The 24,117-nt window shown below is 32.7% G+C and carries 20 protein-coding genes and 1 tRNA gene; 10 read left to right on the top strand and 11 right to left on the bottom strand.

Annotated features, from left to right (window positions below):
- Positions 1 to 79: 79 nt before the first annotated feature.
- The 6 genes from FBFL15_RS03710 to FBFL15_RS03685 all read right to left on the bottom strand — a co-directional run bounded on the left by FBFL15_RS03710 (position 80) and on the right by FBFL15_RS03685 (position 6,495).
- Positions 80 to 2,554 (bottom strand): exopolysaccharide transport family protein, encoded by a 2,475-nt coding sequence (locus FBFL15_RS03710; RefSeq protein ID WP_014083323.1) that lies wholly within the window; start codon positions 2,552 to 2,554, stop codon positions 80 to 82.
- A 13-nt stretch (positions 2,555 to 2,567) separates the two neighbouring features.
- The gene (locus FBFL15_RS03705) at positions 2,568 to 3,356 is read right to left on the bottom strand and encodes a polysaccharide biosynthesis/export family protein (RefSeq protein WP_014083322.1); all 789 of its coding nucleotides are present in this window, start codon (positions 3,354 to 3,356) and stop codon (positions 2,568 to 2,570) included.
- Positions 3,357 to 3,434: 78 nt separating this feature from the next.
- Positions 3,435 to 4,055, bottom strand: a complete 621-nt coding sequence (gene recR / locus FBFL15_RS03700; protein ID WP_014083321.1) for a recombination mediator RecR — start codon at positions 4,053 to 4,055, stop codon at positions 3,435 to 3,437.
- 11 nt (positions 4,056 to 4,066) lie between these two features.
- Positions 4,067 to 4,432 (bottom strand): CoA-binding protein, encoded by a 366-nt coding sequence (locus FBFL15_RS03695; RefSeq protein WP_014083320.1) that lies wholly within the window; start codon positions 4,430 to 4,432, stop codon positions 4,067 to 4,069.
- Between the two features lie 124 nt (positions 4,433 to 4,556).
- Positions 4,557 to 5,492: a citrulline utilization hydrolase CtlX gene (ctlX, locus tag FBFL15_RS03690; RefSeq protein ID WP_014083319.1), complete on the bottom strand. Its 936-nt coding sequence runs from the start codon at positions 5,490 to 5,492 to the stop codon at positions 4,557 to 4,559.
- Between the two features lie 82 nt (positions 5,493 to 5,574).
- Complete coding sequence (locus FBFL15_RS03685; protein WP_014083318.1) at positions 5,575 to 6,495, bottom strand: dimethylarginine dimethylaminohydrolase family protein; 921 nt, start codon at positions 6,493 to 6,495, stop codon at positions 5,575 to 5,577.
- Between the two features lie 235 nt (positions 6,496 to 6,730).
- On the opposite strand from FBFL15_RS03685, the gene FBFL15_RS03680 reads away from it, so the two are divergent.
- The 7 genes from FBFL15_RS03680 (at position 6,731) to FBFL15_RS03650 (ending at position 13,897) form a co-directional block, all read left to right on the top strand.
- Positions 6,731 to 7,384 (top strand): hypothetical protein, encoded by a 654-nt coding sequence (locus FBFL15_RS03680; protein ID WP_014083317.1) that lies wholly within the window; start codon positions 6,731 to 6,733, stop codon positions 7,382 to 7,384.
- A gap of 92 nt (positions 7,385 to 7,476) precedes the next feature.
- Entirely contained in the window at positions 7,477 to 8,115 is a 639-nt protein-coding gene (locus tag FBFL15_RS03675; protein ID WP_014083316.1) for a leucine-rich repeat domain-containing protein, read from the top strand.
- A gap of 11 nt (positions 8,116 to 8,126) precedes the next feature.
- On the top strand, positions 8,127 to 8,825 hold the full coding sequence (locus FBFL15_RS03670) for a TerC family protein (protein WP_014083315.1): 699 nt from the start codon (positions 8,127 to 8,129) through the stop codon (positions 8,823 to 8,825).
- A 13-nt stretch (positions 8,826 to 8,838) separates the two neighbouring features.
- On the top strand, positions 8,839 to 9,510 hold the full coding sequence (locus FBFL15_RS03665; RefSeq protein WP_014083314.1) for a TetR/AcrR family transcriptional regulator: 672 nt from the start codon (positions 8,839 to 8,841) through the stop codon (positions 9,508 to 9,510).
- Positions 9,507 to 11,153: a peptidase domain-containing ABC transporter gene (locus FBFL15_RS03660; protein WP_014083313.1), complete on the top strand. Its 1,647-nt coding sequence runs from the start codon at positions 9,507 to 9,509 to the stop codon at positions 11,151 to 11,153. Before FBFL15_RS03665 ends, FBFL15_RS03660 begins: the two co-directional genes overlap by 4 nt.
- A gap of 9 nt (positions 11,154 to 11,162) precedes the next feature.
- A complete protein-coding gene (locus tag FBFL15_RS03655; RefSeq protein WP_014083312.1) occupies positions 11,163 to 12,509 on the top strand; it encodes an HlyD family secretion protein in 1,347 nt (448 codons plus the stop codon).
- Positions 12,509 to 13,897, top strand: coding sequence for a TolC family protein (locus FBFL15_RS03650; protein WP_014083311.1), 1,389 nt, complete (start codon positions 12,509 to 12,511; stop codon positions 13,895 to 13,897). Before FBFL15_RS03655 ends, FBFL15_RS03650 begins: the two co-directional genes overlap by 1 nt.
- Positions 13,898 to 14,149: 252 nt before the next feature.
- Here the strand turns inward: FBFL15_RS03650 and FBFL15_RS15685 are convergent, their stop codons facing one another.
- Positions 14,150 to 17,812: an SNF2-related protein gene (locus FBFL15_RS15685; RefSeq protein WP_014083310.1), complete on the bottom strand. Its 3,663-nt coding sequence runs from the start codon at positions 17,810 to 17,812 to the stop codon at positions 14,150 to 14,152.
- 545 nt (positions 17,813 to 18,357) lie between these two features.
- Here FBFL15_RS15685 and FBFL15_RS16975 point away from each other — a divergent pair.
- The 3 genes from FBFL15_RS16975 (at position 18,358) to rpe (ending at position 20,026) form a co-directional block, all read left to right on the top strand.
- Positions 18,358 to 18,489: a hypothetical protein gene (locus FBFL15_RS16975; RefSeq protein WP_014083308.1), complete on the top strand. Its 132-nt coding sequence runs from the start codon at positions 18,358 to 18,360 to the stop codon at positions 18,487 to 18,489.
- 11 nt (positions 18,490 to 18,500) lie between these two features.
- The gene (locus FBFL15_RS03635; RefSeq protein ID WP_014083307.1) at positions 18,501 to 18,998 is read left to right on the top strand and encodes a hypothetical protein; all 498 of its coding nucleotides are present in this window, start codon (positions 18,501 to 18,503) and stop codon (positions 18,996 to 18,998) included.
- Positions 18,999 to 19,363: 365 nt separating this feature from the next.
- Positions 19,364 to 20,026 carry a ribulose-phosphate 3-epimerase gene (gene rpe, locus FBFL15_RS03630; protein WP_014083306.1) on the top strand — a complete coding sequence of 221 codons (663 nt, stop codon included), beginning with the start codon at positions 19,364 to 19,366 and terminating at the stop codon, positions 20,024 to 20,026.
- Between the two features lie 181 nt (positions 20,027 to 20,207).
- Here rpe and FBFL15_RS03625 read toward each other — a convergent pair.
- The 4 genes from FBFL15_RS03625 to ftsA form a co-directional block, all read right to left on the bottom strand.
- Positions 20,208 to 20,281: transfer RNA gene (locus FBFL15_RS03625), tRNA-Arg, on the bottom strand.
- Positions 20,282 to 20,313: 32 nt separating this feature from the next.
- Positions 20,314 to 20,763: a GatB/YqeY domain-containing protein gene (locus tag FBFL15_RS03620; RefSeq protein ID WP_014083305.1), complete on the bottom strand. Its 450-nt coding sequence runs from the start codon at positions 20,761 to 20,763 to the stop codon at positions 20,314 to 20,316.
- A 16-nt stretch (positions 20,764 to 20,779) separates the two neighbouring features.
- Positions 20,780 to 22,690 carry a cell division protein FtsZ gene (gene ftsZ / locus FBFL15_RS03615; RefSeq protein ID WP_014083304.1) on the bottom strand — a complete coding sequence of 637 codons (1,911 nt, stop codon included), beginning with the start codon at positions 22,688 to 22,690 and terminating at the stop codon, positions 20,780 to 20,782.
- A 37-nt stretch (positions 22,691 to 22,727) separates the two neighbouring features.
- The gene (gene ftsA, locus FBFL15_RS03610; RefSeq protein WP_044032418.1) at positions 22,728 to 24,107 is read right to left on the bottom strand and encodes a cell division protein FtsA; all 1,380 of its coding nucleotides are present in this window, start codon (positions 24,105 to 24,107) and stop codon (positions 22,728 to 22,730) included.
- Positions 24,108 to 24,117 lie beyond the last annotated feature (10 nt).

The following is a 24,117-nucleotide window of genomic DNA, read 5'->3' as shown; positions in this document are numbered from 1 at the left end:
TTCAATTATTTTTTTGAGGCTTATTATTTATTTTTTTGAGAGTGCAAATTTACAAGTTTTTTTCAATTAAAAAAAACTATTAAATTCCGCCCTTTTTATATTTAAAATACGAAAGAATCTTTTGAAAAATGGATTGATGAGCATTTTCATCGTCATGGTATCCGCTCGAATTACCATAGCCATAGCCATAATCAAAACCATAACCATAAGCATAACCATATTTGGCTTTGTTTTCAAAACCATTCAAAATGACACTCAAATTATTCAACTCTCCTCGTTGGTTCCTGTTGTTCAAAACGGTTATCATGTCTTTTTTGGTATAATTTTGTCTTACAACATACAAAGCAGCATCACAAAATTGATCCAATTCTAAAGCATCTGTAACCAAACCCACTGGTGGTGTATCCAATATGATATAATCATATTGTGTTTTGAGTGTTTGTATCATGTTTCTCATTGGATTTCCCAAGATTAATTCTGAAGGGTTTGGAGGGATTGGGCCTGAGGTAATGATGTCCAAAAATGGAATGTGTGATTTCTGGACAATCTCTTCAATATTTTTCTGTCCTATTAAATAATTTACTACACCAATTTTATTTTCAATTTCAAAATCTTCAAATATTTTTGGTTTTCTTAAATCCATTCCTAAAATTATAGTCTTTTTTTCGCTTAAAGCAAAAATAGTTGCAATATTCATGGAACAAAATGTTTTGCCTTCGCCACCAATAGACGATGTAATCATCAAAACTTTTGCACCGTCATCAAGTCCTTTTTTCTTATAAATAAATTGCAACGAAGACCTAATGCTTCTAAATCCTTCTGCCAATGCCGAACGTGGGCGTTCAAAAACAGCCAAATTGGAATTCATTTGTTTTTTGCCAATGACACCAATAATTGGAATTTTTGTTAAGCGTTCAATATCTTCTACGGATTGTATTTTATTATTGACAATATAAACTATCATCAAAATCAAAAACGGCAATAATATACCTAAAAAAATAGCTATTACATAGTTTACCTCTGTTTTGGGTCCTAATAATCCACCGCCTATATCTTTTGCAGCATCAACAAATTTGATGTCGGACAAGTTGGCTGCTTTAACAATTTCGGCTTCACTTTTTTTGGCTAAAAAGGTGTTGTAAATATTTTCGTTTAAAGCAAATTTGCGTTTGATTTTGGCCAATCCTTGTTCTTGTAAAGGTATTTCTTTTAAGGAGGCCTCTGCTTCTTGAGCCTTTTTTTGAACTACTGCCAAGTCATAATTTAAAGTATTTCTATAAGAATTAATATTCTCCAATAACACTCCTTTTACAGATTCCATTTCATTTTCAAAATCCTTGTACAGCTTATCGCTCTTTACAGTATAAGCCATTTGCGAACGAGAAATAGACAAAGTAATCAGTTTTGACACATTTACTACAATATTGGGTTCGGCAATTCCTGCAACAGATGGGGCGGGAAGTCTTGAAAAATCAACATTGGTTTGCAAATAATTTTTTAGAGAATTAACATAGGCAACTTTTCTTGTTATTTCATCTTTTTCAATCTCAATTTTTTGCAATTTATCAGAAAAAAGCTTGCCTCCGTCTTCAATTTCATAAATATTTTTACCATTCTGAAAGCCTTCTAATTCTGAATTTGTTTTCTTTAGCTCCTTGTCCGTAGCTGCTAAGGTGCTATCGATAAATCTGATTGTGTTGGTAGCAAATTGATTTTTTCTATCCAACTCACTTTTTATCAACACATTAACTGTTTCATTTAGATAATCTACTAAACGGGCTTTATTTGTACCTTCTATAGATAAATTCAATATAGAACCTGCTTTTTCATCATTTGTTACCTTGATATCTTGATAATGGGCTACAACTTGATCAAATCTATTAAACTTTACAATAAATTCCTGTCCAATGTCTTCTGTTTTAAAATGATCTTTCAATTGCAAATGCCAATTCAAATAAGGTAAATGAATCATTTCCCCGATTTTGAACGTGTGTGTTATTGATTTTGGAACTCGCTGTACATCTGATTTGTTTTTATAATAATTAAAAACATTTACCATTTCATCTGGCAAGTCTATTTTTATGGTATATTTATTTTTATCTATAAATTTTACAACTATATCTTGTTCAAGCAATTGATTTTTAGTTCTATCGATGGTTACATAAAAAGGCACTTCGCCATAAGCATCTCGTTTAAAATAAGGCTCTTTTTTGATATAATCGATAAAATAATCCAACTTATCCACTACAATTTCGTTGTGTGTTCTGGATTTTAAAATGGTCATTATCGTTTGTATTTGATCTGAACTTCCGCCCCAATTGAATACTAAACTGGTATTTGAATTGAAAAAAGGATTTGATTCTTCTTTTAGCGAAACAGTGGTGCCAATGCCATATATTTTTTGTTGTCTGATATTGACTTGATAGGCAATGATAAACGACAAAAACAAGCTCAACAAAAACCAATGCCAGTTACTCATTATTTTAATCAAAAACCCTTTAAAATCAAAATTAGACTGGTTATCTGAATTAGTAAAATCTTTAATATCTAACATTTTTTTTAGGATTTTATTTTTTCAACAATAAATAAGTAGTTGTAGCTAAAGACAGTAAGGTAATTACGGTGCTTAAAGATTCTATACCTGTTTTACCCGTTCCCCATGTTTTTTGTTTGAGTGGTTTTATATATATGTAATCGTTGGGTTGCAAATTATATACAGGAGAGTTCATGGCATTTACATCTGTTAAATCAATGGATTGCATGGTTGCTCCCTGTGGGTTTTGCCTGATAACCAATACATTTTTTCTATCGCCTGTTACACTAATATCGCCCGCATTGGCAATGGCTTCCATGATATTGACTTTTTCTTGGTACAAAATTTTAGAACCCGTTGCGGCTACCTCGCCATTTATGGTATAACGAAATCCTGACAATTTTACATTTACAAATAAATTGGATTCTTTATTCAAATAGTCTTTCAACAATTTTTCTTCAATCAGTATTCGTATTTCGGAGGTTGTCATTCCTATTACTTTGATTTCTCCCAATATGGGCATTCTGATTGTACCCACATCCGACACGGTGTAGCCATCATAATAAACCAATTGTTCTGATTTTATAATATTTTCTGTACTTGTAGCCGAAAAAAGTGCCGACAATTTGGGATCGACCGTTTTTACATTGATACTCAAAATATCATTGGCCTGAATGCGGTAGGGTTTGGAATTGACAGGAGCAACAATCGAACTGTTTTCTGTTGGGTTGTTTGGCTGCAAATAGATGAGTTTTTTGGTAGAAACACACGAAAAAAGCAAAAAACTGATGCATAAGATGCAAAAATAATGGATACGGTTCATAATAAAAGTGGTTTTACATCGGCAAATATAGTAGTTTTGTCTTGAAAATAAAAATATACCTAGTTTTTTATCTATAAATCAAACATTTTTCAAAGCGTTTTCAAAAGGAATCCTATGCAAGATGCTTCTTCCTAACGTAACTTCGTCTGCAAACTCCAATTCGTCGCCAACGGCAATGCCTCTAGCTATTGTTGATAGCACAATTTGTTGGTTTTGAACTTGTTTGTATATATAAAAATTGGTGGTATCGCCTTCCATAGTCGCACTCAAAGCAAAAATCAATTCTGTTACCAATCCTAACTTCACTTTTTCTATTAACGGCTTGATATTCAATTGATTTGGGCCTATTCCATCAATAGGCGAAATTTTGCCACCCAACACGTGATAAACCCCTTTAAATTGTCCTGTATTTTCAATAGCCATTACGTCTCTTACATCTTCTACTACACAAATGAGTTTGGGATTTCGTTTGGGATTGGAACAAATTTCGCACACATCGACATCGGATATGTTAAAACAATTCGTACAAAGTTTAATATCTTGACGCATTTTCAACAACGCATCGCTCAACATTTGAGTTTGCTCTTTGGGTTGTTTGAGTAAGTGCAAAACCAATCTTAACGCCGAACGTTTGCCAATTCCTGGCAATTGAGACACCTCGACAACTGCTTTTTCTAATAATTTTGATGAAAATTCCATTTCAAAAAAAATTAATATTGATTTGTTGCCAACAATACCAAAGTACAAGCATTTTCTACTTTGATTTGATTTAATGTTAGCAATTGTTCAAATTCTGGATTTTCGGTTCCTGGATTGAAAATCACTCTTTTGGGCTGGTTTTCAATAATATAATTATAATAATCCCTTTGTCGAACTGGGTTAAGATACAAAGTTACGGTATGTATATTTGACAATGGAATCATTTTTGTACGGATTGTAATACCAGAAACTTCTCCTGTATTTTGTCCTATTGCCAAAACACTATGTCCTTTTTCAACCAGTTTTTCGATGGCTTTATAGGCATATCGGTCTGGTTTTGACGATGCTCCAAGTACTAAAGTTTTTTTATTTTTCATTATATTGTCAAATTTGATTTAAAAAAGACAAAGATACAACATTTTTATTGGTAAGCAAAATGCAAAAAAAAACACAATCTGTTATACGTATATCAGATTGTGTTTGAGGGTAGTATATCAAACTTTATTTTTTTGGCAAAAATATTTCGGCCATCATACATCGGGCACTGCCGCCGCCACAAGCTTCAATAGTATCGAGGCTCGAACTGAGTATTTCTGCATGTTTTTCTAATTGCATGATTTGATTTGGTGTCAAGCATTGATGGGCTGCGGCACTCATTACAAGGTATCTTTTATCGTTTTGACCTCTTACTTCGAGCATGTTTCCTGCAAAATTATTTACTTGCTCCTCTGTTATCAAAATAATTTCTTTTCCATCAGATTTTAAGGAATCCAACACCATTTTTCGTTCCTTTTTGTCGTCTATGGCATCGGCACATATTACGGCAAATGTTTCGCCCAAACACATCATCACGTTGGTGTGGTATATCAATTTGCGTTGTCCGTTGACGGTTTGAAATGCTTCAAAAATAATGGGCGAAAATTCATAATCTTCACAAAACTCTATAAAAAGCTCTTCGTCTGCACGGGGCGACAAGGCACAATAAGCCTTGCCGTTTGCCCTGTCTAAAAGCAAGCTGCCTGTGCCTTCCAAGAAAATATTATCGGTTTCTGCTTCGGTATAATCCATATATTCAGACACTTCAAAACCTTTAGCTTCCAATATTTCGATGATGTCTTCTCGGCGTTCCAATCGTCTGTTTTCGGCAAACATGGGATACAAAACCACATCGCCATTTTCGTGAAACGAGACCCAATTGTTTGGAAAAATACTATCTGGAGTATCTGGTTCTATGGTGTCTGGAACTACAATTACCTCTACACCCACAGCTGTTAATTTGCCAACAAATTCATCAAACTCTTGTTGTGCTTTGGCGTTTACGGTAGCTGGCAATAGCCCATCGATTACTTTTTGATAATAATTATTTACAGCTGTTTGCTCATTCATACGAAAAGCGACTGGCCTAATCATTAATATGGCATTAGTGGTTTGTTTCATTATTTTTTTATTTTTATTAAAAATTATATTTTTCTGTATTTTGAGATTTATTTTTTAATATTTTTAATCATAAATATTAAAATTAGTACGTTTCTCTAATCAATGGTAAGGTAGAACACCTCAATAAGCCTTCTTGTTTGGCAATTTCAGCATAAGGAATTTCTTCTACGGTAAAACCCTGACTTCTAAGCCAATTATTTAATCGGGTAAAGTTTTTTTCAGACACAACTACATCTGGAGCAATGGAAAAAACGTTAGAGTTCATGTGGTACATTTCGTCTCTTGTAATATGAAATAAATTATCTTTGCCAAACAAATCGACCAAAAACAAATAATCTGCTTCTTCTCTGAAGCCTCTTTTGTAAATAATACCTTTATTTGTACCCACAGGTTGAAAACAACAATCCAAATGAAGGGCATTATCTCGGGCTTCAATTTTAGATTTAACCAAATCGAAAGCCTTTACTTTTTTGTGAGGAAACAGTTCTGTTATATACGCTACACCTTCAAGATTGGTACGTGCCGTAATATAATCCTTATAATCAGATCCTTTATAAGTGCCAATAAAAATATAATCATTCCAAGGCATGACATCGCCTCCTTCTATATGTACAGCCTCAGGTGGCCTTACGACTTGCGAAGGATTGATTTGATCTAAAATATATTGTATAGCCTCTAATTCTCTTTCTCTATCGGGTAAAATATTGGATTTTATAAAGGTATTTTCAATGACAAATCCTATATCTCTAGCAAAAATTTGATTGTAATTTTCTATTAAAGTAGGCCTAAAAACCTGAACACCATATTTTAAGAAAACAGCTTCAAAGGCATCCATCTCACGAATCATATCGGCCTCGAGAGGATAGGTTCCCGCTAAAATATGTTCCAACGATTTGGGGTCATAAGCCTCTTCGGCTGTTGGGGTTTTGCCATTGCTTTGAGCAGTGCCCAAAAGGACAGCTTTGAGTTTTGAAGTTTCGTTTTGTATATGTATTGGTAACATAAAAAGGGTTTTGACAGTTGGTGCAAATATAAAAAAACGAATTGATTTTTATTAATTAATTATTTTTTTAGATTAAAAATACGAATTTTAAAAAATTTTTATCATTTGAAAGCAATTTATAAATACAAATGGTTTTACCTTTTTTGATTCGAAAGGTATTAAATAAATGTTAAAGAGTTGTGTATTGATAGTAATACTATTATATTTGCATCATAAACTTTTAAAAGCAATAGTTATGAAGTCAAAAAAATTAATTTTAGCGATTTTTAGCGTATCTGTAATTACATTATCATGCAAAGATGCAAATGAAAGTGTAAATAAAGTTACAGAAACAGTAGAGAAAACAGTTTCAGTTCAAAAAGTAGTAGAAGAATTAGGACTTCAATATGTAGAAGAAGGTGCTCAGACAATTATTACATATAACGAAGTAAATGCCGCGCAACAAGCTTGGTGTAATGCTTTAGTAAAAATTGGTAAATTAAAAGAAGCGGGGGGTGATTATAAATCTTTTGCCAACCAAGTGCTTTCAGACGCATACAATTATGACCATGGAAAAGTGTTTTTTAAGCCTACTTTAGCTTTTGGAGATCAAACCTTTAGAAACACAAAAGAAGGTGCATTAGCATATTTTGTAGGAGGCAATCCCAATTATCCAAACGATAAAGGTTTTGCTTTGAAACCTTGGGTTGAAGCACGATACGACAACGCAGGTAAAAATAATGAAGGCATACAAATTTATGGTTCAATAGCAATTACCATGGGAAATGTTTGGGTAAAAGACAAAGAAGGCCATGAGGTTATGGTGGATAAAACTTGGGTTTTTAAAAAAGGGAAAGACGGAAAGCTAAGAATCATTGTACACAAATCTTCATTGCCATATAAACCATAATGAAAAATATTTTTTTACAAAAAACTTATAAATTTTGAGTTATTTTTAAACACAAATATAAAAGGAGTCATAAAATCTAAAAATCATACATAATGAAATTACAAATAAAACTATTTATTTTTATGCTTTGTTCCCTAATTACACAAGCACAAGAACCCGTTTATCAAAAAGATAAAGTTACCTTTTACAACTTGAAAGATGCACTAAAAAACCCATTTCAAGTAAAAACATTGCATTTAACTGGAAGCAATGAGTCTTTGCAAAATATAGATTTTTCAGTTTTCAAAAATTTGGAGTTCTTATCTCTAAAAGAAGGCCATTTAGATGAAATTCCTCAAGGTATTACACAGTTAAAATCATTAAAAGTATTGGACTTGAGCGGAAACAATTTTAAAAAATTACCTACTCATTTTAAAAACTTGAAACGATTACATGAATTGTATTTAAACGAAGACAAAAACCTACAATTAAATGAAGCATTTAGTATTTTGGCCGAAATGCCAAATTTAAAATACTTACATTTAGAGAATGACAATTTGGATACACTACCAAACTCTATAAATAAACTAAAATTTATAGAAAAACTGTATCTAAACAATAATCATTTTAAAGAAATACCAAATTTACAAAGTTTGGATCATTTGATTTATCTGGATTTGAAAGACAATCAAATTCAGCCCGAAGTAATAGATATGAGAAACCTTAATTTTGGATTTAAAATCAATTTTTAATACTACAAGCCATGTTAGAAGCACTTATTCCACTACTTTCATTAATTGCACTCGAAATAATTTTAGGCATAGATAATATTATATTCATTTCTATTTTGGCCGACAAACTACCTGACACTCAAAAAAATAAACTTCGGTATTGGGGGCTTGGTCTTGCCATGCTGATGCGGTTGGTACTATTGGCATTTATTTCTTGGATTCTTAAATTAGATACAACTTTATTTTCATTATTAAATACGGATTTTACAGGAAAAGGGATTATCTTGATTTTAGGAGGTCTGTTTTTGATATACAAAAGTACAAAAGAAATATATCACAAAACAGAAAAAGAAATAAAAGCAGATGAAATTCCAGAAAAAAGTATTTCATTTGCAAGGTTATTAAGTGAAGTGATCGTTTTGGATTTGGTATTTTCAGTCGATTCGATTATAACAGCGGTTGGGATGGTAAGCGAACTTTGGGTCATGTACGCCGCAGTTATTATAACCGTTTTAATTATGTTAATGGCATCACAACCGATTAGCAATTTCATTTCAAAGCATCCTTCATTTAAAATTTTGGCTTTGTGTTTTCTGATGATGATTGGCGTATCATTAATAGCAGAAGGATTGCATTTTGAAATTCCGAAAGGATATATTTATTTTTCTATGGCATTTGCCTTTATAGTAGATGTGGTTCAAATGCAAACAATTACAAAAAATAACGATTAAATTTCAATACAAGATGCAGCATTTATTATCCAGTTTGAAAATTACTATAAACGAAAAACTGTATGTTAAGGACCCCGAAACATCTGAATTGGGTCGTAATATATTGAAAAACAGTATAGAATTGATTCATGACATTGGTTTTGAATCCTTTACCTTTAAAAAATTAGGAGAGCGAATTCAGTCTAACGAGAGTTCTATTTACCGCTATTTTGAAAACAAACACAAATTATTGATGTACTTGTCTTCATGGTATTGGTCTTGGATGGAATATCGAATGGTATTTGCAACAACCAACTTGTCAAATCCAATAGAAAAGTTAGAAAAAGCCATACAATTGGTAACAGAAAATGTTTTGGATGACGAAACAACACCACACATCAATGAGCAGCTATTGAACCAAATTATTATTGAAGAATTTACCAAAACCATTAGAACAAAAAATATAGAAGACGAGAATAAGGCTGGCTTTTTTTTAGTTTACAAGCGGGTAATTAATCGATTGATAGCCATAATATCTGAAATTAATCCTGCTTATAAATATCCCAAAAGTTTGGCTTCGACGGTTGTTGAAAGTGCTTTGCACCAACAATTTTTGAAACAACATTTAAAAACCATAACAGACATTTCAGAACAAGATTGTCCATCATTATTTTTTATCGAATTAGTAAAAAAAACCTTATCATGACACCATTAAAACGTTTTAAGAACCTGGTTCTAATTGACAAACAAGATATTTATCAAATTTTTCTGTACTCCATAATTGCAGGGCTTATTAGTTTGTCTTTGCCATTGGGTATTCAATCAATTATCAATTTTATACAAGCGGGCAAAGTAAGCACTTCTTGGATTGTATTGGTTTTTATAGTTGTTTTGGGGGTTGCCTTTGTTGGTTTATTAAAAATCATGCAATTTAGAATTACAGAAAATTTACAACAAAAAATATTTGTTCGATCGTCGTTTGAATTTGCCTATCGTTTTCCAAAAATAAAATTCAGTCAAATCCACGATCAATTTCCGCCTGAATTAGCCAATAGATTTTTTGATACCCTAACAGTTCAAAAAGGAGTTTCAAAACTATTATTAGACAGTTCGGGGGCGGCATTACAAATAATTTTTGGGATATTACTTTTATCATTTTATCATTCTTTTTTTATCTTTTTTGGCATCATTTTGTTGTTGCTTTTGTATTTAATTTTTAGAATGAATTTTAATTCTGGGCTGCAAACAAGCTTAAAAGAATCCAAATACAAATACAAAATAGCCCATTGGCTTCAGGAAATAGCCAGAAATCATTTGAGTTTTAAGAGTAATGCCGTTTTTAATTTTTCATTACAAAAAAATGATCTTCTAGTTACAGAATATTTAAAACAACGCGAGAATCATTTCAAAGTTTTATTAAAGCAATTCATACAACTAACAGGCTTTAAAGTGATGATAACTGCTGGTTTGTTGATTATTGGAGGTTTATTGGTCATCAATCAACAAATGAATATTGGTCAGTTTGTAGCAGCAGAAATTATTATTTTGAGCATTATTGCGGCAGTAGAAAAATTGTTTTCGGGTTTAGAATTGTTTTATGATGTATTAACTTCATTAGAAAAATTGGGCTCGGTAGTAGATTTGGAGATTGAAAATGATGTGTTTGATGCCAATTATAACATCAACAAAAAAATTACTACGATAGAAACACAGAATGTTTCATTTCACTACCCCGATGATGAGGAGTCTATTTTGAAATCGATAAACATAGCCATAGCTCACAAGCAACACACCTTGATAGAAGGCGAAAACGGATCGGGAAAAACAACCTTGATGCGATTATTGGCCAGATTAGTAGAGCCAACTTCGGGTCAAATATTTATAAATAATAATAATTATAAAAAATATACTGCAGACGACTATCGGTCTAATATTGGGTATGTAACGGCACAAGACATGCCATTTGAGGGTACTATTTTAGAAAACATTACTTGCAACAATACAGACATCAGCATAGAGTCGGTTTTTGAACTATTGGAACACCTCAAATTAACAGAAACTATAAAAGCATTGCCAAAGGGTTTGGAAACTCACATTTCATCCGAAGGCAAACAAATTAGTTCATCGGCCATTCAAAAAATTGTTTTGGCTCGAAGTATCATTCAAAAGCCAAGTATTTTGTTTTTAAAAAATCCATTAGACAAATCAGACGAGAAAAGTACTAAAAGTATTATCGATTTTTTAAGTTTAAAACACCACCCATGGACATTGGTTGTTGTAAGCAAAAACAACTATTGGAAACAAATTTGCAATCAAACTATTGTTTTAGAAAAAGGAGTTATTAAATAAATTCAAGCTATGTTAAACATATCAAATAATAGAATAGATCAATTTATAAAATTAGACCAATTCAAATCGACCGCTATTTTCAAACAAGAAAAACATTATCTAATGATCCGAAAAATCGTATGGGGTTTTGTGTTGGCCTTAATCGTATTGTTATTTTTGCCTTGGACACAAAACATTAGTGGCGCTGGCAATGTAACTACGTTAAAACCCAATCAACGCCCTCAAACAATTCACACCGCAATTGCAGGAAGGATAGAAAAATGGTATGTACAGGAAGGCGATTTTGTAAAAAAAGGCGATACGATATTATATATTTCAGAAATAAAAGAAGATTATTTGGACCCCAATTTGGTTCGTAATACTGGCCAACAAGTACAATCCAAAGAAAGTGCCGTAATTTCCTATTCAGACAAAGTGAAAGCCCTTGATAATCAAATAGATGCCATTGCAAACGAGCGGTCGCTTAAATACAAACAAGCCCAAAACAAACTCAAACAAGCCTACTTGAAAGTGCAAAGTGATAGTATCGATTTTGAAGCAACAAAAACACAATTGAAAATTGCTAAAACACAATTCAATCGGTCGCAAAATTTGAATAAAGAAGGATTAAAACCCATGACCGATGTTGAAGAAAAAAGAATGAAATTGCAAGATGTTGAGGCCAAAATTATAACTCAGGAAAACAAATATATTGCCAGCAAAAATGACATATTGAATGCCAGCATGGAACTGAATCGAATTAGTGCAGAATATGCCGAAAAAAATGCTAAAGCCAGCAGCGACAAACAAAGTGCTTTGAGTGCCCAATTTGATACAGAAGCCCAAGTAAACAAACTCAAAAATCAATACAAGAATTATCAAATCAGAAATGGATTGTATTACATTACAGCACCACAAGACGGCTATATAAACAGAGCCTTACAATCAGGAATTGGCGAAACCTTAAAGGAGGGTAGCCCCATTGTAAGCATTATGCCTGCAACTTATGATATTGCCGTTGAAACTTTTATAGAACCTATGGATTTCCCATTGGTAAATAAAGGCGAAAAAGTAAGGGTGTGGTTTGACGGATGGCCAACAATTGTATTTAGCGGGTGGCCAGATGTATCCTATGGCACATTTGGTGGAATTATTGTGGCCAAAGAAAATTTTATTAGTGATAATGGGAAATACCGAGTGCTGATAGCTCCAGATCCTAGCGACAAAAAATGGCCAAACCAATTGAGTATTGGTGCTGGAACACAAAGTTTGGCTTTGCTTCAAAATGTTCCAATTTGGTACGAAATATGGAGAACATTAAATGGATTTCCTCCAAATTTTTATAAAAAAACCAAAACTGAAAAACCCAAAAAATAATGACTAAAAAAATTGTTTATACCGTACTTTTGATTATCGTATTTTTTCAGGTACAAAGCCAAAATATGCAAACGACTTTTGGTTTTAATGAATTTTTAGGCTATGTAAAAAAATACCATCCCCTTGTCAAACAAGCCGATTTGAAACTCAACGAGGCCCAAGCCAACCTTATGCTGGCAAGAGGAGCATTTGACCCAAAAATTGAAGTCGATTTCAATGATAAAATGTTTAAAGACAAAACTTATTATAGTATTTTGAACAGCAGTTTTAAAATACCCACTTGGTATGGAATAGAGTTAAAAGCTGGTTTTAACCAAGCGGAAGGCTTGTACCTTAACCCCGAAAACACAGCGCCAATTAGCGGATTAACTACTTTAGGTATTAGCATTCCTGTAGGACAAGGCTTATTGGTTAATCAGCGTATGACCGATATTCGAAAAGCTAAAATTGCCCAAAAATTGAATATTGCCGAACGTAACTTGAAAGCCGTAGATGTTATTTATGAAGCAGCCGTAAGTTATATAAATTGGAAAAAATGTTTTGACGAAGTACAGCGTTATCAGAATTATTTGAATAATACTCAAATTAGATACAAAGGTGTTTTGCAATTGATAGAGCAGGGAGATAAACCCGCAATTGATAGTATTGAGGCTGGAATTGCAGTAAAAACAAGACAATTAAACATGGAAGAAGCCCAACTGAAATTGACAAAAGCCAAACTTGAGCTTTCTAATTATTTGTGGCTTGAAGGAAATATTCCATTGGAACTGAAAGACGAATTGCAGCCAGAATCGCAATTAAAAAATACGATCAAAACGACCCTTCAATTAAATGATCTTGGCGGATTTGATTTGGATAATCATCCTAAAATCAAAGCATTAGATGCAAAAATTGCAATGCTTGTAGAAGATAAAAAACTAAAAGCCAATGCGTTATTACCCAAGATCGATTTGCAATACAATTATCTTTCTGAACCAAAATATTGGGACAATTTTCGATTACATGATTATAAAATTGGAGTACAGTTTAGTATGCCAATATTTTTAAGAAAAGAAAGGGCCAGCCTAAAACTAGCTCAGTTAAAAATTCAGGATTCGGAATTAGGTTTGCAATTTGAAAGAAAAAACATCGATAATAAAATAAAATACCAACAACAAGAAATCCAATCGTTAGACAAACAATATGACTACATTACAAAACTTGCTCGTGATTATGCTACCTTATTAACAGCAGAAGATCGTTTATTTGCCATGGGCGAAAGTTCATTATTTATTATCAACTCGCGAGAAAATGCATTGGTAACGGCACAAATCAATGAAATATCTATAGAAAATAAATATTTGAATAGTGTAATCAGTTTGTATAAAACACTGGCAAATCCTGAATAATGTCAATCATAAAACCCATCAAATAATAAAGGATATTTTTTGATGGGTTTTATTGCATTTCAACATGTTCAACTATATTTAACCCAAATGAAGCATTAGCGTTCTGTAACAATCTAAAAATACTTCAAAATTAACACCAAATATATTTATAAAATAGTCCAAAGATGCGGCGTTATTTTTTAGCGGAGTTCCGTGATGTCTTCGCAGTTGTGTTTTTAGATTTCATAACGAAGTCTCATGCGAAACTTGGGTTTATCCAAACAATTCTTTGACTTCGTCTATGTTAAACGATTTTTTTTCGTCGTCGATACTGATGATGCTGGAGGCTACAGCTTTTTTCTTGGTTTGCAAGCTTACTATTTTTTCTTCGATAGTATCTCTGCAAATCATGCGATAGGCCATAACTTGTTTGGTTTGTCCAATTCTATAACAACGGTCTATAGCTTGGTTTTCTAACGCAGGATTCCACCATGGATCGATGATAAAAACATAATCCGCTTCGGTCAAATTAAGTCCTGTGCCGCCAGCTTTCAAGCTAATCAAAAACACCCTAACGGAGGAATTGGTTTGAAAGTTATTTACATTTTGTTGTCGGTTTTGGGTCTGACCATCCAAATATTCGTATGTAATTTGTTCGTCGTCTAACCTTTTACGAACTATTTGAAGCATTTTTACAAATTGCGAAAAAACCAATATTTTATGATTTCCTGTTTTCTCTTTAATAGTTTCTATTAATATTTCGAGTTTTGCAGAATAGTTTCCATAATCAACATCGTCGTTGATGAGTTCTGTCGAATTGCATATTTGACGTAACTTTGTTAAACCCTCTAGGATGTACATTTGCGATTTGGCTACACCGTTTTCGTCTATTTTATTTAACAAATAATCTTTGTATTTATCCTTAAATGCCTCATATACTTTGCGTTGCTCTTTGCTCATATCACAGTAAATAACGCTTTCTGTTTTGTCTGGCAGTTCTTTGGCCACTTGCTCTTTGGTCCTTCTCAATACAAAAGGGGCAATAATTTTGCTCAACAATACAGAGCTTTCAACGTCCTTTTCTTTGTCGATAGTGTCTGAAAATTGACTCTTAAAATGGCTCATGCTTCCCAATAATCCTGGATTTAAAAAATTCAATTGAGCATACAAATCAAATGTATTGTTTTCTATTGGTGTACCCGTTAGGGTAAGTTTGTTAAACGATTGTAGCAATCGAACGGCTTTATATCTTTTGGAATTAGGGTTTTTAATGGCCTGACTTTCATCTAAAATAACATAATTAAATACATAATCTTTCAGAAATTCTATATCATTAAGCAAAGAACCATAAGTAGATATAACAATGTTATACTTTTTAAATTCTGCTGTAGATGTAGCCCTACCCGACCCTACAAATGGCAAAACTTTGAGTGTTGGGCAAAATTTTTCTATTTCATTAATCCAATTAAAAATCAACGAAGTGGGAGCAATTATCAACGAGGGAGTTTTGGCTTTTTGGGTAGTTTTGAGGTATTGCAAAAAAGCAATAGTTTGCAATGTTTTGCCAAGCCCCATATCGTCTGCCAAACAACCACCCAACTGGTTTTGATGCAAAAAAACGAGCCAATTGAGTCCATGTTGCTGATAATCACGAAGTTTTACTTGCAATCCTTTAGGCGAGGCCACATTGGCAATTTCTGAAAGGTGTTGCAAACGCTGTTTTTTTTCAAATAATTCTTTTAAAAACGAGGGTTTACTTTCCACTTCATGATACAATTCGTCGATAATGCCAAATTGATAATTGGATATTTGAATACTATTTTTTTTGATTTCGCCCGCTTTGAAATAATTTCCAAATTTTTGAAGCCAATCTTCGGGTAATATTCCTACAGTGCCATCGCTCAAGGCAACAAAATTAGACTTTTTGATATACGATTTTTGCAATTCTTTCAAATCTACTTTTTGGTTTCCAAAACTAATTTGCAATTCCAAATCAAACCAATCAATATCCGATTTTAATCCAATACTGATGACAGGTTTGTTCATATTATATTTGAAAGATTTCAAATCATTGGCTCCAAAAACTTTGAATCCCATCAATTTCATTTTTTCAGTAGCTTGAAGCATCCAATAATTGTCAAACAATTGTTCGGGTGTCAAATAAAACAGCTGATTTTGATTTTCAAAATCGGGGTGAAGACTTTTAATTTCATCCATAAATTGGTCTTCAAAAGACTCATCACGTTCCAAATAAGTGATGTTTTCTTGATTCTTGTGCAACAACATTTCGTTTGAAAACAAAGGGACCAATTGCTTATCGTACTGAACAAATGCATCAAAAAGAATATACGCACCGTCTAAATCCTTGATATAAACATGTTTTTCGAGTGGTTTGTTGGGTGTAGTCTGTTTGTTTTTTTTGAAAATTTTTTGTTGTATTTCAAACTTTTTAGACAATGGAATCAAAATATTCTCATTAAAACGTTCAAAATCTCTTTTGAAATAATTCGTTTCGGGTGTGTCTGCATAAGTCAAAATATGATAAGACAAATCAGCATTAGTTATTGGATAAACATTTTGGCCTTCAAAAATAAAAAGGGGCGAAAGCACCAATTTCTGAGCATTTATATTAAAATTATTGTCATCAATCCGAATTTTGGCTTTTAAATTATAAAACATGTCTGTTTCTGTAAGCACAAAAAAGAGTTTGATTTCAGGTTGATTAAACACCAATGGGGATAAATTTTTTCGAGCATACGAATCATTTGGTCTGTTGCTATACAAAAACCGTTGGGGCAATTCTGGTATAATTTTTGTAAATACTGTCATCAATTTAACGATATATTCAAAAGTAATCTCTTTGTTTTTTTGAATTAAATTTGATAATTTTAGCACGTTCAATACAAAAAATTGGTCTTCAGTAGTTATTAAATCGTCAATATTATATTCTAAATTAAAATATTGTAATTCTTCAATGCCTGATGAAAAATCGGTTTTAGCTTTGTTGTATTTGCCCAAAATAGGAAATAAACTAAAAAAATTTGAATTGTTTTTTTCAAAACACAAACCAATACCTTTTTGCAACGAAGCGGCGGCTGTGTTGGTAGGCAGTTGAGCTAAAATTGCCTGTTCGGGGTTTGTATTGCTAACTACTTGTTCGCTTGGCAAAACATTTTGGAATTTAGATACCACTCGAAGTCCTTTTGGTGTAAAAACCACATCAAAAAAATCTTCATACGGCTCGTGAATCGAAAATCCAAATACTTTCAAATGCTCCTCAATGCTATTGTTGATATATTCAGCACTAAAAAAAGCCACATCATACACAGACACAAATTTTTCTAAAGCATATAAGCGGTGTTCACACCATTTTTGGGCAGATGTGCAGCTACAAGAAGAGCTTAATATTTGATTTTCAGGATTAAAAGTAAATGTTTGACCAATGCTGTTCCAATTATTCGATCGGGTTTTTATGGATGTTCTAGTAACTTGCTCTATCAGATACTCTTTGTTGGCATAATAACTTTTACTAATTCTTCTATCCAATTCTTTTATTGGTATCAAGTCGTTGATCAATAATATTTCATGCCCCTTCAACTTGGGTTTGCTCATACTGTCGGTATTTTCATATTCCATGTCTGGTTGATAAAAAGTTACTACGCCACTAATTAACATTTTTTTCAACGACATCAATGATGCTACAATGTGCTTACAAATTCCGTCATAATCATACGGACAATTGCAAGTAGTATCACTAACCAATTGTGGGGTTATGTCAATATGAATTTCATATAAATTGCCTGCACTTCCTTTACATTTAAAAACAAATCCATGCTTAGATTGTTCAATCAAAAAAGTATTGATTTTTTTGGCTCGATTTTCGATGATAAACTCACAATTTTCATCAATGTAATCGTCAATGTAATTAAAATCCATAGTCAGTTTTATAAAAATAAGCTACAAATTTAATGTTTATTTATCTTTAAAAAAAACTTGAGACTGCAAGTTTAAAAAATATGGATGCTATTAAAAATAGTCAGTAAAAAAACATGAAATAGTAAAAATAATAATTATATTTGTATCTAAATTTATATCCTTATAATTAAGCAATATATTTTTTTCTTTAATTTATAATTTTTTGTAATCAATAATGTGGAAGTCGAAAACCAAATAGAATAGTCAAAAAACTAATTTTTATTAAATATGAGAATTTTTAATTATTTTGTTAAAAAATTATTACTATTCTGTTTTGGAATAATAATTTTGACTTCATGTGAAAAGAATGAGATTGTCACAAATTCGAGTGATGAAAAAAAAATAAATTTTATTAGTAAAACCGATGCTGTAAAATTTGCAAACAACCTTCTATATAACGATTTACAAGGAAATAACATTAAATTACTTGGCCATGAAACTATTATACAGATGGTCATGCGTAGGTATGCGACGGATATGTTCATTGGAGTGATTGCTCAGTTTCAATGCTAGCATTATATATGAATTGGGGATGGAGCGGAATTTATAATGGTTTATATGCTTTCAATAATTTCAACCCAAGTACTTATACGATTAATTATAAATCAGGAGCAGTAGTAGGAATAAGAAAACCTTAAAATTATAAATTATGAAAACATTATTTTTTTTAGTAGTAACGTTGTGTTTGTTGTCTTGTAATCCAAATGACGAACCTACGAATGAAGCAATGAGTATAAGTTCAAACATTGATTTAATTATCAAAAATAATTTAGGTCAGGACTTATTATCTACCTTAACACCAAACACTTTAAATTCCAACGACATCAAATTGTATTATTTGATTAATGGACAAGTACAAGAAGTATATTACGCAAACTTAAACAACCCAAGAAATTATTTAATTTATAATTATATTAACACAAAAGCAATTAGAGTTTTCCTAAACGACCAAAGTACTGAGGAGTATCCAATAGCATATTTGAAATGGAACAATACAGACACCGATACTATAAAATGTCATTTTAATAGAGGAGTTGGCAATGATGGTGCTATTATTTTTTGCGATAAAGTTTGGTACAATAATAAATTGGTATATCCCACAGCAGAAAATCAAAATACAGGCAGGTTTATTTCATTAATAAAATAAGATTTTATAAAACTTTATTTAATTTAAAAATACTATTAAAGTAGCCGTAATGCTATTAAAAATAATTTAGACTGTCCGTAACTCATAACAAACGGTCAAAGTATTTTAATTACTTTGCGTTTCAGGAGCTTTGCGTAAAATGGATATTGCAAAAATGCAGTCGCAAAGAAAAGAATCAAGTTTTATAAAAATAGTTGATAATTAACTTATCATTTATAAAATAATACGAGTTACGGATGGTTTTATAAAATACTGGATCAAAATAACACAACATTTTTTTTAAGGAACAACTTGGTTTTTAGATATTTCGGACTACATTTGTATCCTCAAAAGCCATTTTATATGGATTATCTAAATTAAATCAAATGAAACAAACTTTAATAGCACCTTCGGTTTTGGCGGCCGATTTTGCAAACTTGCAACGAGACATTGAAATGATCAATCAGAGTGAAGCCGATTGGTTTCATATTGATATTATGGACGGCGTTTTTGTACCCAATATTTCATTTGGCATGCCTGTTTTGGAAGCCATCGTTTGCCATGCCAAAAAAACAATCGATGTCCATTTGATGATTATCGATCCTGACCGATACATTAAGACTTTTGCTGGTTTGGGAGCAAACATTTTGACGGTTCATTATGAAGCTTGTCCCCATTTGCACCGCACCTTGCAAGCCATCAAGCAAGAGGGCATGAAGGCTGGAGTGGCTCTAAACCCACACACCAACACCGATTTGTTAGAAGATGTTATTGCTGACATAGATATGGTGTGTATAATGAGTGTCAATCCAGGTTTTGGAGGACAAAGTTTTATAGAAAACACTTATGAAAAAGTATCCAAACTTAAAGCGCTAATTGAAAGAAAAAACGCTAAAACCATCATCGAAATCGACGGAGGAGTAACGAGTTCAAACGCTCATTTGCTTGTTGCCGCAGGTGCAGATGTATTGGTTGCTGGCAGTTTTGTGTTTAAATCCCACGATCCATCAACTACTATTGCCGATTTGAAAAAACAGACCCAATTGTAATCTGTTATTTACCGTAATTGCGTTATATTATATTTCATTTGGAGTTCAATGAACGTTGTTTGATACGTGCCCAACCCTTGGGAAACGCCCAAAAAATATTAATTATTGGTTGTATTGTTTAGAAATTAGCATCCAAAAAATAAAAAAACTGCATTATCTTTTTGATAATGCAGTTTTTTTGTGACCACGAAGGGATTCGAACCCCCAACCCTCAGAGCCGAAATCTGATATTCTATCCAGTTGAACTACGTAGCCATTTGATTTGAATAAAAATTCAAATTATATGTTTATGCCAACAATTGTTTTACAATGGTTGAAATTGTTTTGCCATCTGCCTGACCAGCAAGTGCTTTTGATGCTAAACCCATCAACTGCCCCATGGCTGGCATTCCAGACAAATTGTTTTCAGTCATAAGTTGTTTTACCACCGCTTCAATTTCAGTTTCAGAAAGCTGTGCAGGTAAGAATTTTTCAATAACTACTGCTTGGGCCAATTCTGGATCTGCCAAATCAGCTCTTCCTTGTTGGGTATAAATAGCAGCACTGTCTTTGCGTTGTTTGACTAATCGTTGTAATAATTTAATTTCTTCTTCTTCTGTAATTTCTTGTTTGGCTCCACTTTCGGTTTGAGCTAATAAAAGTGCCGATTTTACGGCTCTCAAAGCTTCAAGCGAAACGGTATCTTTGGCTCTCATGGCGGTTTTTATTTCGTCCATGATTAAATTTGATAAACTCATTATTGTATTTTTTATTTTAATCTACAATATCATGTAGATATGAATTATTTTTTCTGATTTGAATATCGTTGTTGCTGTCTGTTCCAAAAGAAGTTCTTGATATTTGATTGTTTGTGTTTTTATTTGTCAAATCTACATCATACCTTTTGTAAGCAGGTTCTTTTTCCAAATCTTCAATTTTTGTTACATTATTATTGAATTTATAATTAAATTCTTTTAATTTTTTGCGATGTTCATCAGAATATTTCAACTTCATCGCATCGGCTATAGACAAATCTGTTGGCGAAACGCTATCTTTTGACAGGTCGAGCTTTTCAAATTCTTCATCCAAAACTACCTTTTTCAAGGTAAAATTCAATCCTTCTTCAACGGGCGTTTTAACTTCTTTTTCAACTGGTTTAGAATTGTTCAACTCATTTTCCAATTCCATATATTCTTCCAAAGAATACCTTACAATACCGTCTTTTGGAGTTGCGCTACCAATTGTGTCGAGAGTAGGCAATTTGTCCGTTGTTTTTGTTGTGTTTTCAGACAAATCATACTTTTTAATGGCAATGGGCTCGTTCAAATGTTCCATTGAATTAGGAGCAACATTGTCAAACAAAAAAGTAATTTGTTCCTCTTCATTTACAATTATTCGATTCGATTCTTGTTTTTCAATAGAGGAAACCGAATTTGAATCATGATTTATATTTGCAAAATTAATATTATTATCTGAAATATCAACTATTTTTGAAAGATTATTATCGTTTTCAATAAATTTTTTGTTCAATTCTTGATTAATAAATTCCTCTTTTTTGGAAACAATAGGGTTTTCAAGAGGATTATTGGTGTCAAACATGACCACCGTTTTTTTTTGAGATAAATCTTGAATCAATACCTGATCGCCTTCCAAGGCATGAATGATTTTTTTAGGTTCGGTGTTTACAATTTCGTGCTGCTGTTCGATGTCAAAACCAGTAGCAATAATAGTTACCGCAATGGCATCGCCCAAGTTTTCGTCTTCGCCAACTCCCATAATGATGTTGGCATTATGGCCTGCTTCTTCCTGTATGTGGTCGTTTATTTCGCCAATTTCGTCAATAGTTATTTCGGTTGTTCCAGAAACGATAAGCAACAATACGTTTTTAGCCCCTGTAATTTTATTGTCATTAAGCAATGGAGAATCTAAAGCAGTCGTTATGGCTTCTTTAGCTCTGTTGTCGCCAGTTGCAGTAGCCGATCCCATGATGGCCGTGCCACTATTAGACAACACGGTTTTAGCATCTTTCAAATCGATATTTTGGGTATAATGGTGCGTAATTACTTCCGCAATACCTTTTGAGGCAGTAGCCAAAACTTCGTCTGCTTTTGAAAAACCAGCTTTAAAACCAAGATTTCCATATACTTCTCTTAATTTGTTATTATTAATAACAATTAAAGAATCTACTTCTCTTCTTAATTTTTCGACTCCAATATTAGCTTGCTCAATTCTTACTTTTCCTTCAAAAAGAAACGGAATTGTTACGATTCCAACCGTAAGAATGTCTCTTTCTTTGGCCAATTGAGCAATAATTGGTGCTGCACCAGTACCCGTACCACCGCCCATTCCAGCGGTAATAAAAATCATTTTGGTATTGGTATCGAGCATTTTTTCGATGTCGCTAATACTTTCGATAGCCGATTGCTGTCCAACATCTGGATTTGAACCAGCACCAAGACCTTCAGTAAGGCTCACACCTAATTGAATTTTGTTTGGCACAGGGCTGTTTTGTAATGCTTGTGAATCTGTATTACAAACAATAAAATCAACGCCATTGATACCTTGTTTAAACATGTGGTTGATGGCATTACTGCCACCGCCCCCTACCCCAATCACCTTAATGACATTGGATTGATTTTTTGGCAAATCAAATGCTATATTTCCAAATTCTGAGTTGCTTGTCATAATATTTGGTTTTTATTTTTTTAATACAAATTTTAAATTATTCAGCATTTTCTAGAAATTCTTTTATTTTTTCTACGTAATCTCTAAAAGATTTTTTTATTTTTCTTTCGGTTGTTTCAACCTCTACCACTGGTTTTTCTAATATTTTTTCAGGCACTTCTTCTACTATTGGTGTTGGTTTTTCTGGGACTATTTTTACAAATTCTGCAGCTTTTTTAGCAGCTGCCAAATCTTCTAATTTAACCGCACTAACTGTATTGTTTTCCACACTGTTTAATACAAGTCCTACAGATGTTGCAAACAAAGGCGAAGAAATTTGTTCTGGCGAATTTCCAGACAAATGTTCGTTTGGATAACCTATTCGGGTGTGCATACCCGTAATATATTCTACCAATTGTTTGATGTGTTCTAATTGAGCACCGCCACCCGTTAATACAATGCCTTCTATTAATTTTTTTCTAGGCTCTTCATAACCATAAGCTTTTATTTCATTAAAAACCAAATTAATTATTTCGTCAACTCTTGAATTGATAATTTTAGAAAGATGTTTTTTTGAAATTTCTTTAGGTTCTTTTCCTCTTAAACCAGGAATCGAAACGATTTCATTTTCTCTATTTTCGCCTGGCCAAGCCGATCCAAATTTTACTTTCAACAATTCTGCTTGTTTTTCTACGATAGAGCAACCCGCTTTAATATCTTCCGTAATAATATTGCCTCCAAAAGGGATTACGGCAGTATGTCTGATAATTCCATCTTTAAAAATAGCCAAATCGGTAGTACCACCTCCAATATCTATTAAGGCAACTCCGGCTTCTTTTTCGTCCTGGCTCAAAACGGCATCGGACGAAGCAAGAGGTTCCAATGTAAGTCCAGACAATTGAATGCCAGCACTTTGTACACATCTGCCTACATTTCTGATAGATGCAGCTTGTCCTACCACCACATGAAAGGTAGCTTCCAACCTGCCTCCAGACATGCCAATAGGTTCTTTGATACCACTTTGACCATCTACAATATATTCTTGTGGCAATACATGAATGATTTCTTCGCCTGGTAGCAAGGCCAATTTATTTACTTGATTGATAAGTAATTGAATGTCTTTATTACTAATAACTTCTTCAAAATCGGGTCTGATTATATAGTCGCTATGTTGAATACTGCGTATGTGCTGTCCTGCAATTCCTACAACTACATCTAAAATTTTGTAACCAGATTTTGTTTCTGCCTCACTTATAGCTTCTTGTATTGACTTGATGGTTTGTGTAATATTATTTACAACTCCTCTGGCTACTCCCAAACTTTTAGCCTTGCCAATACCTAGTATTTCTAGTTTACCATATTCATTTTTTTTGCCAATCATGGCTACTATTTTTGTTGTACCAATATCTAGACCAACTGCAATGTTTTCTGTTTTCATATTCAACATT

It is taken from the genome of Flavobacterium branchiophilum FL-15 (genome assembly GCF_000253275.1).
Lineage (GTDB): Bacteria > Bacteroidota > Bacteroidia > Flavobacteriales > Flavobacteriaceae > Flavobacterium > Flavobacterium branchiophilum.
The sequence above is the reverse complement of the archived record's forward strand: the minus strand, read 5'-3'. Positions and strand labels throughout refer to the sequence as shown.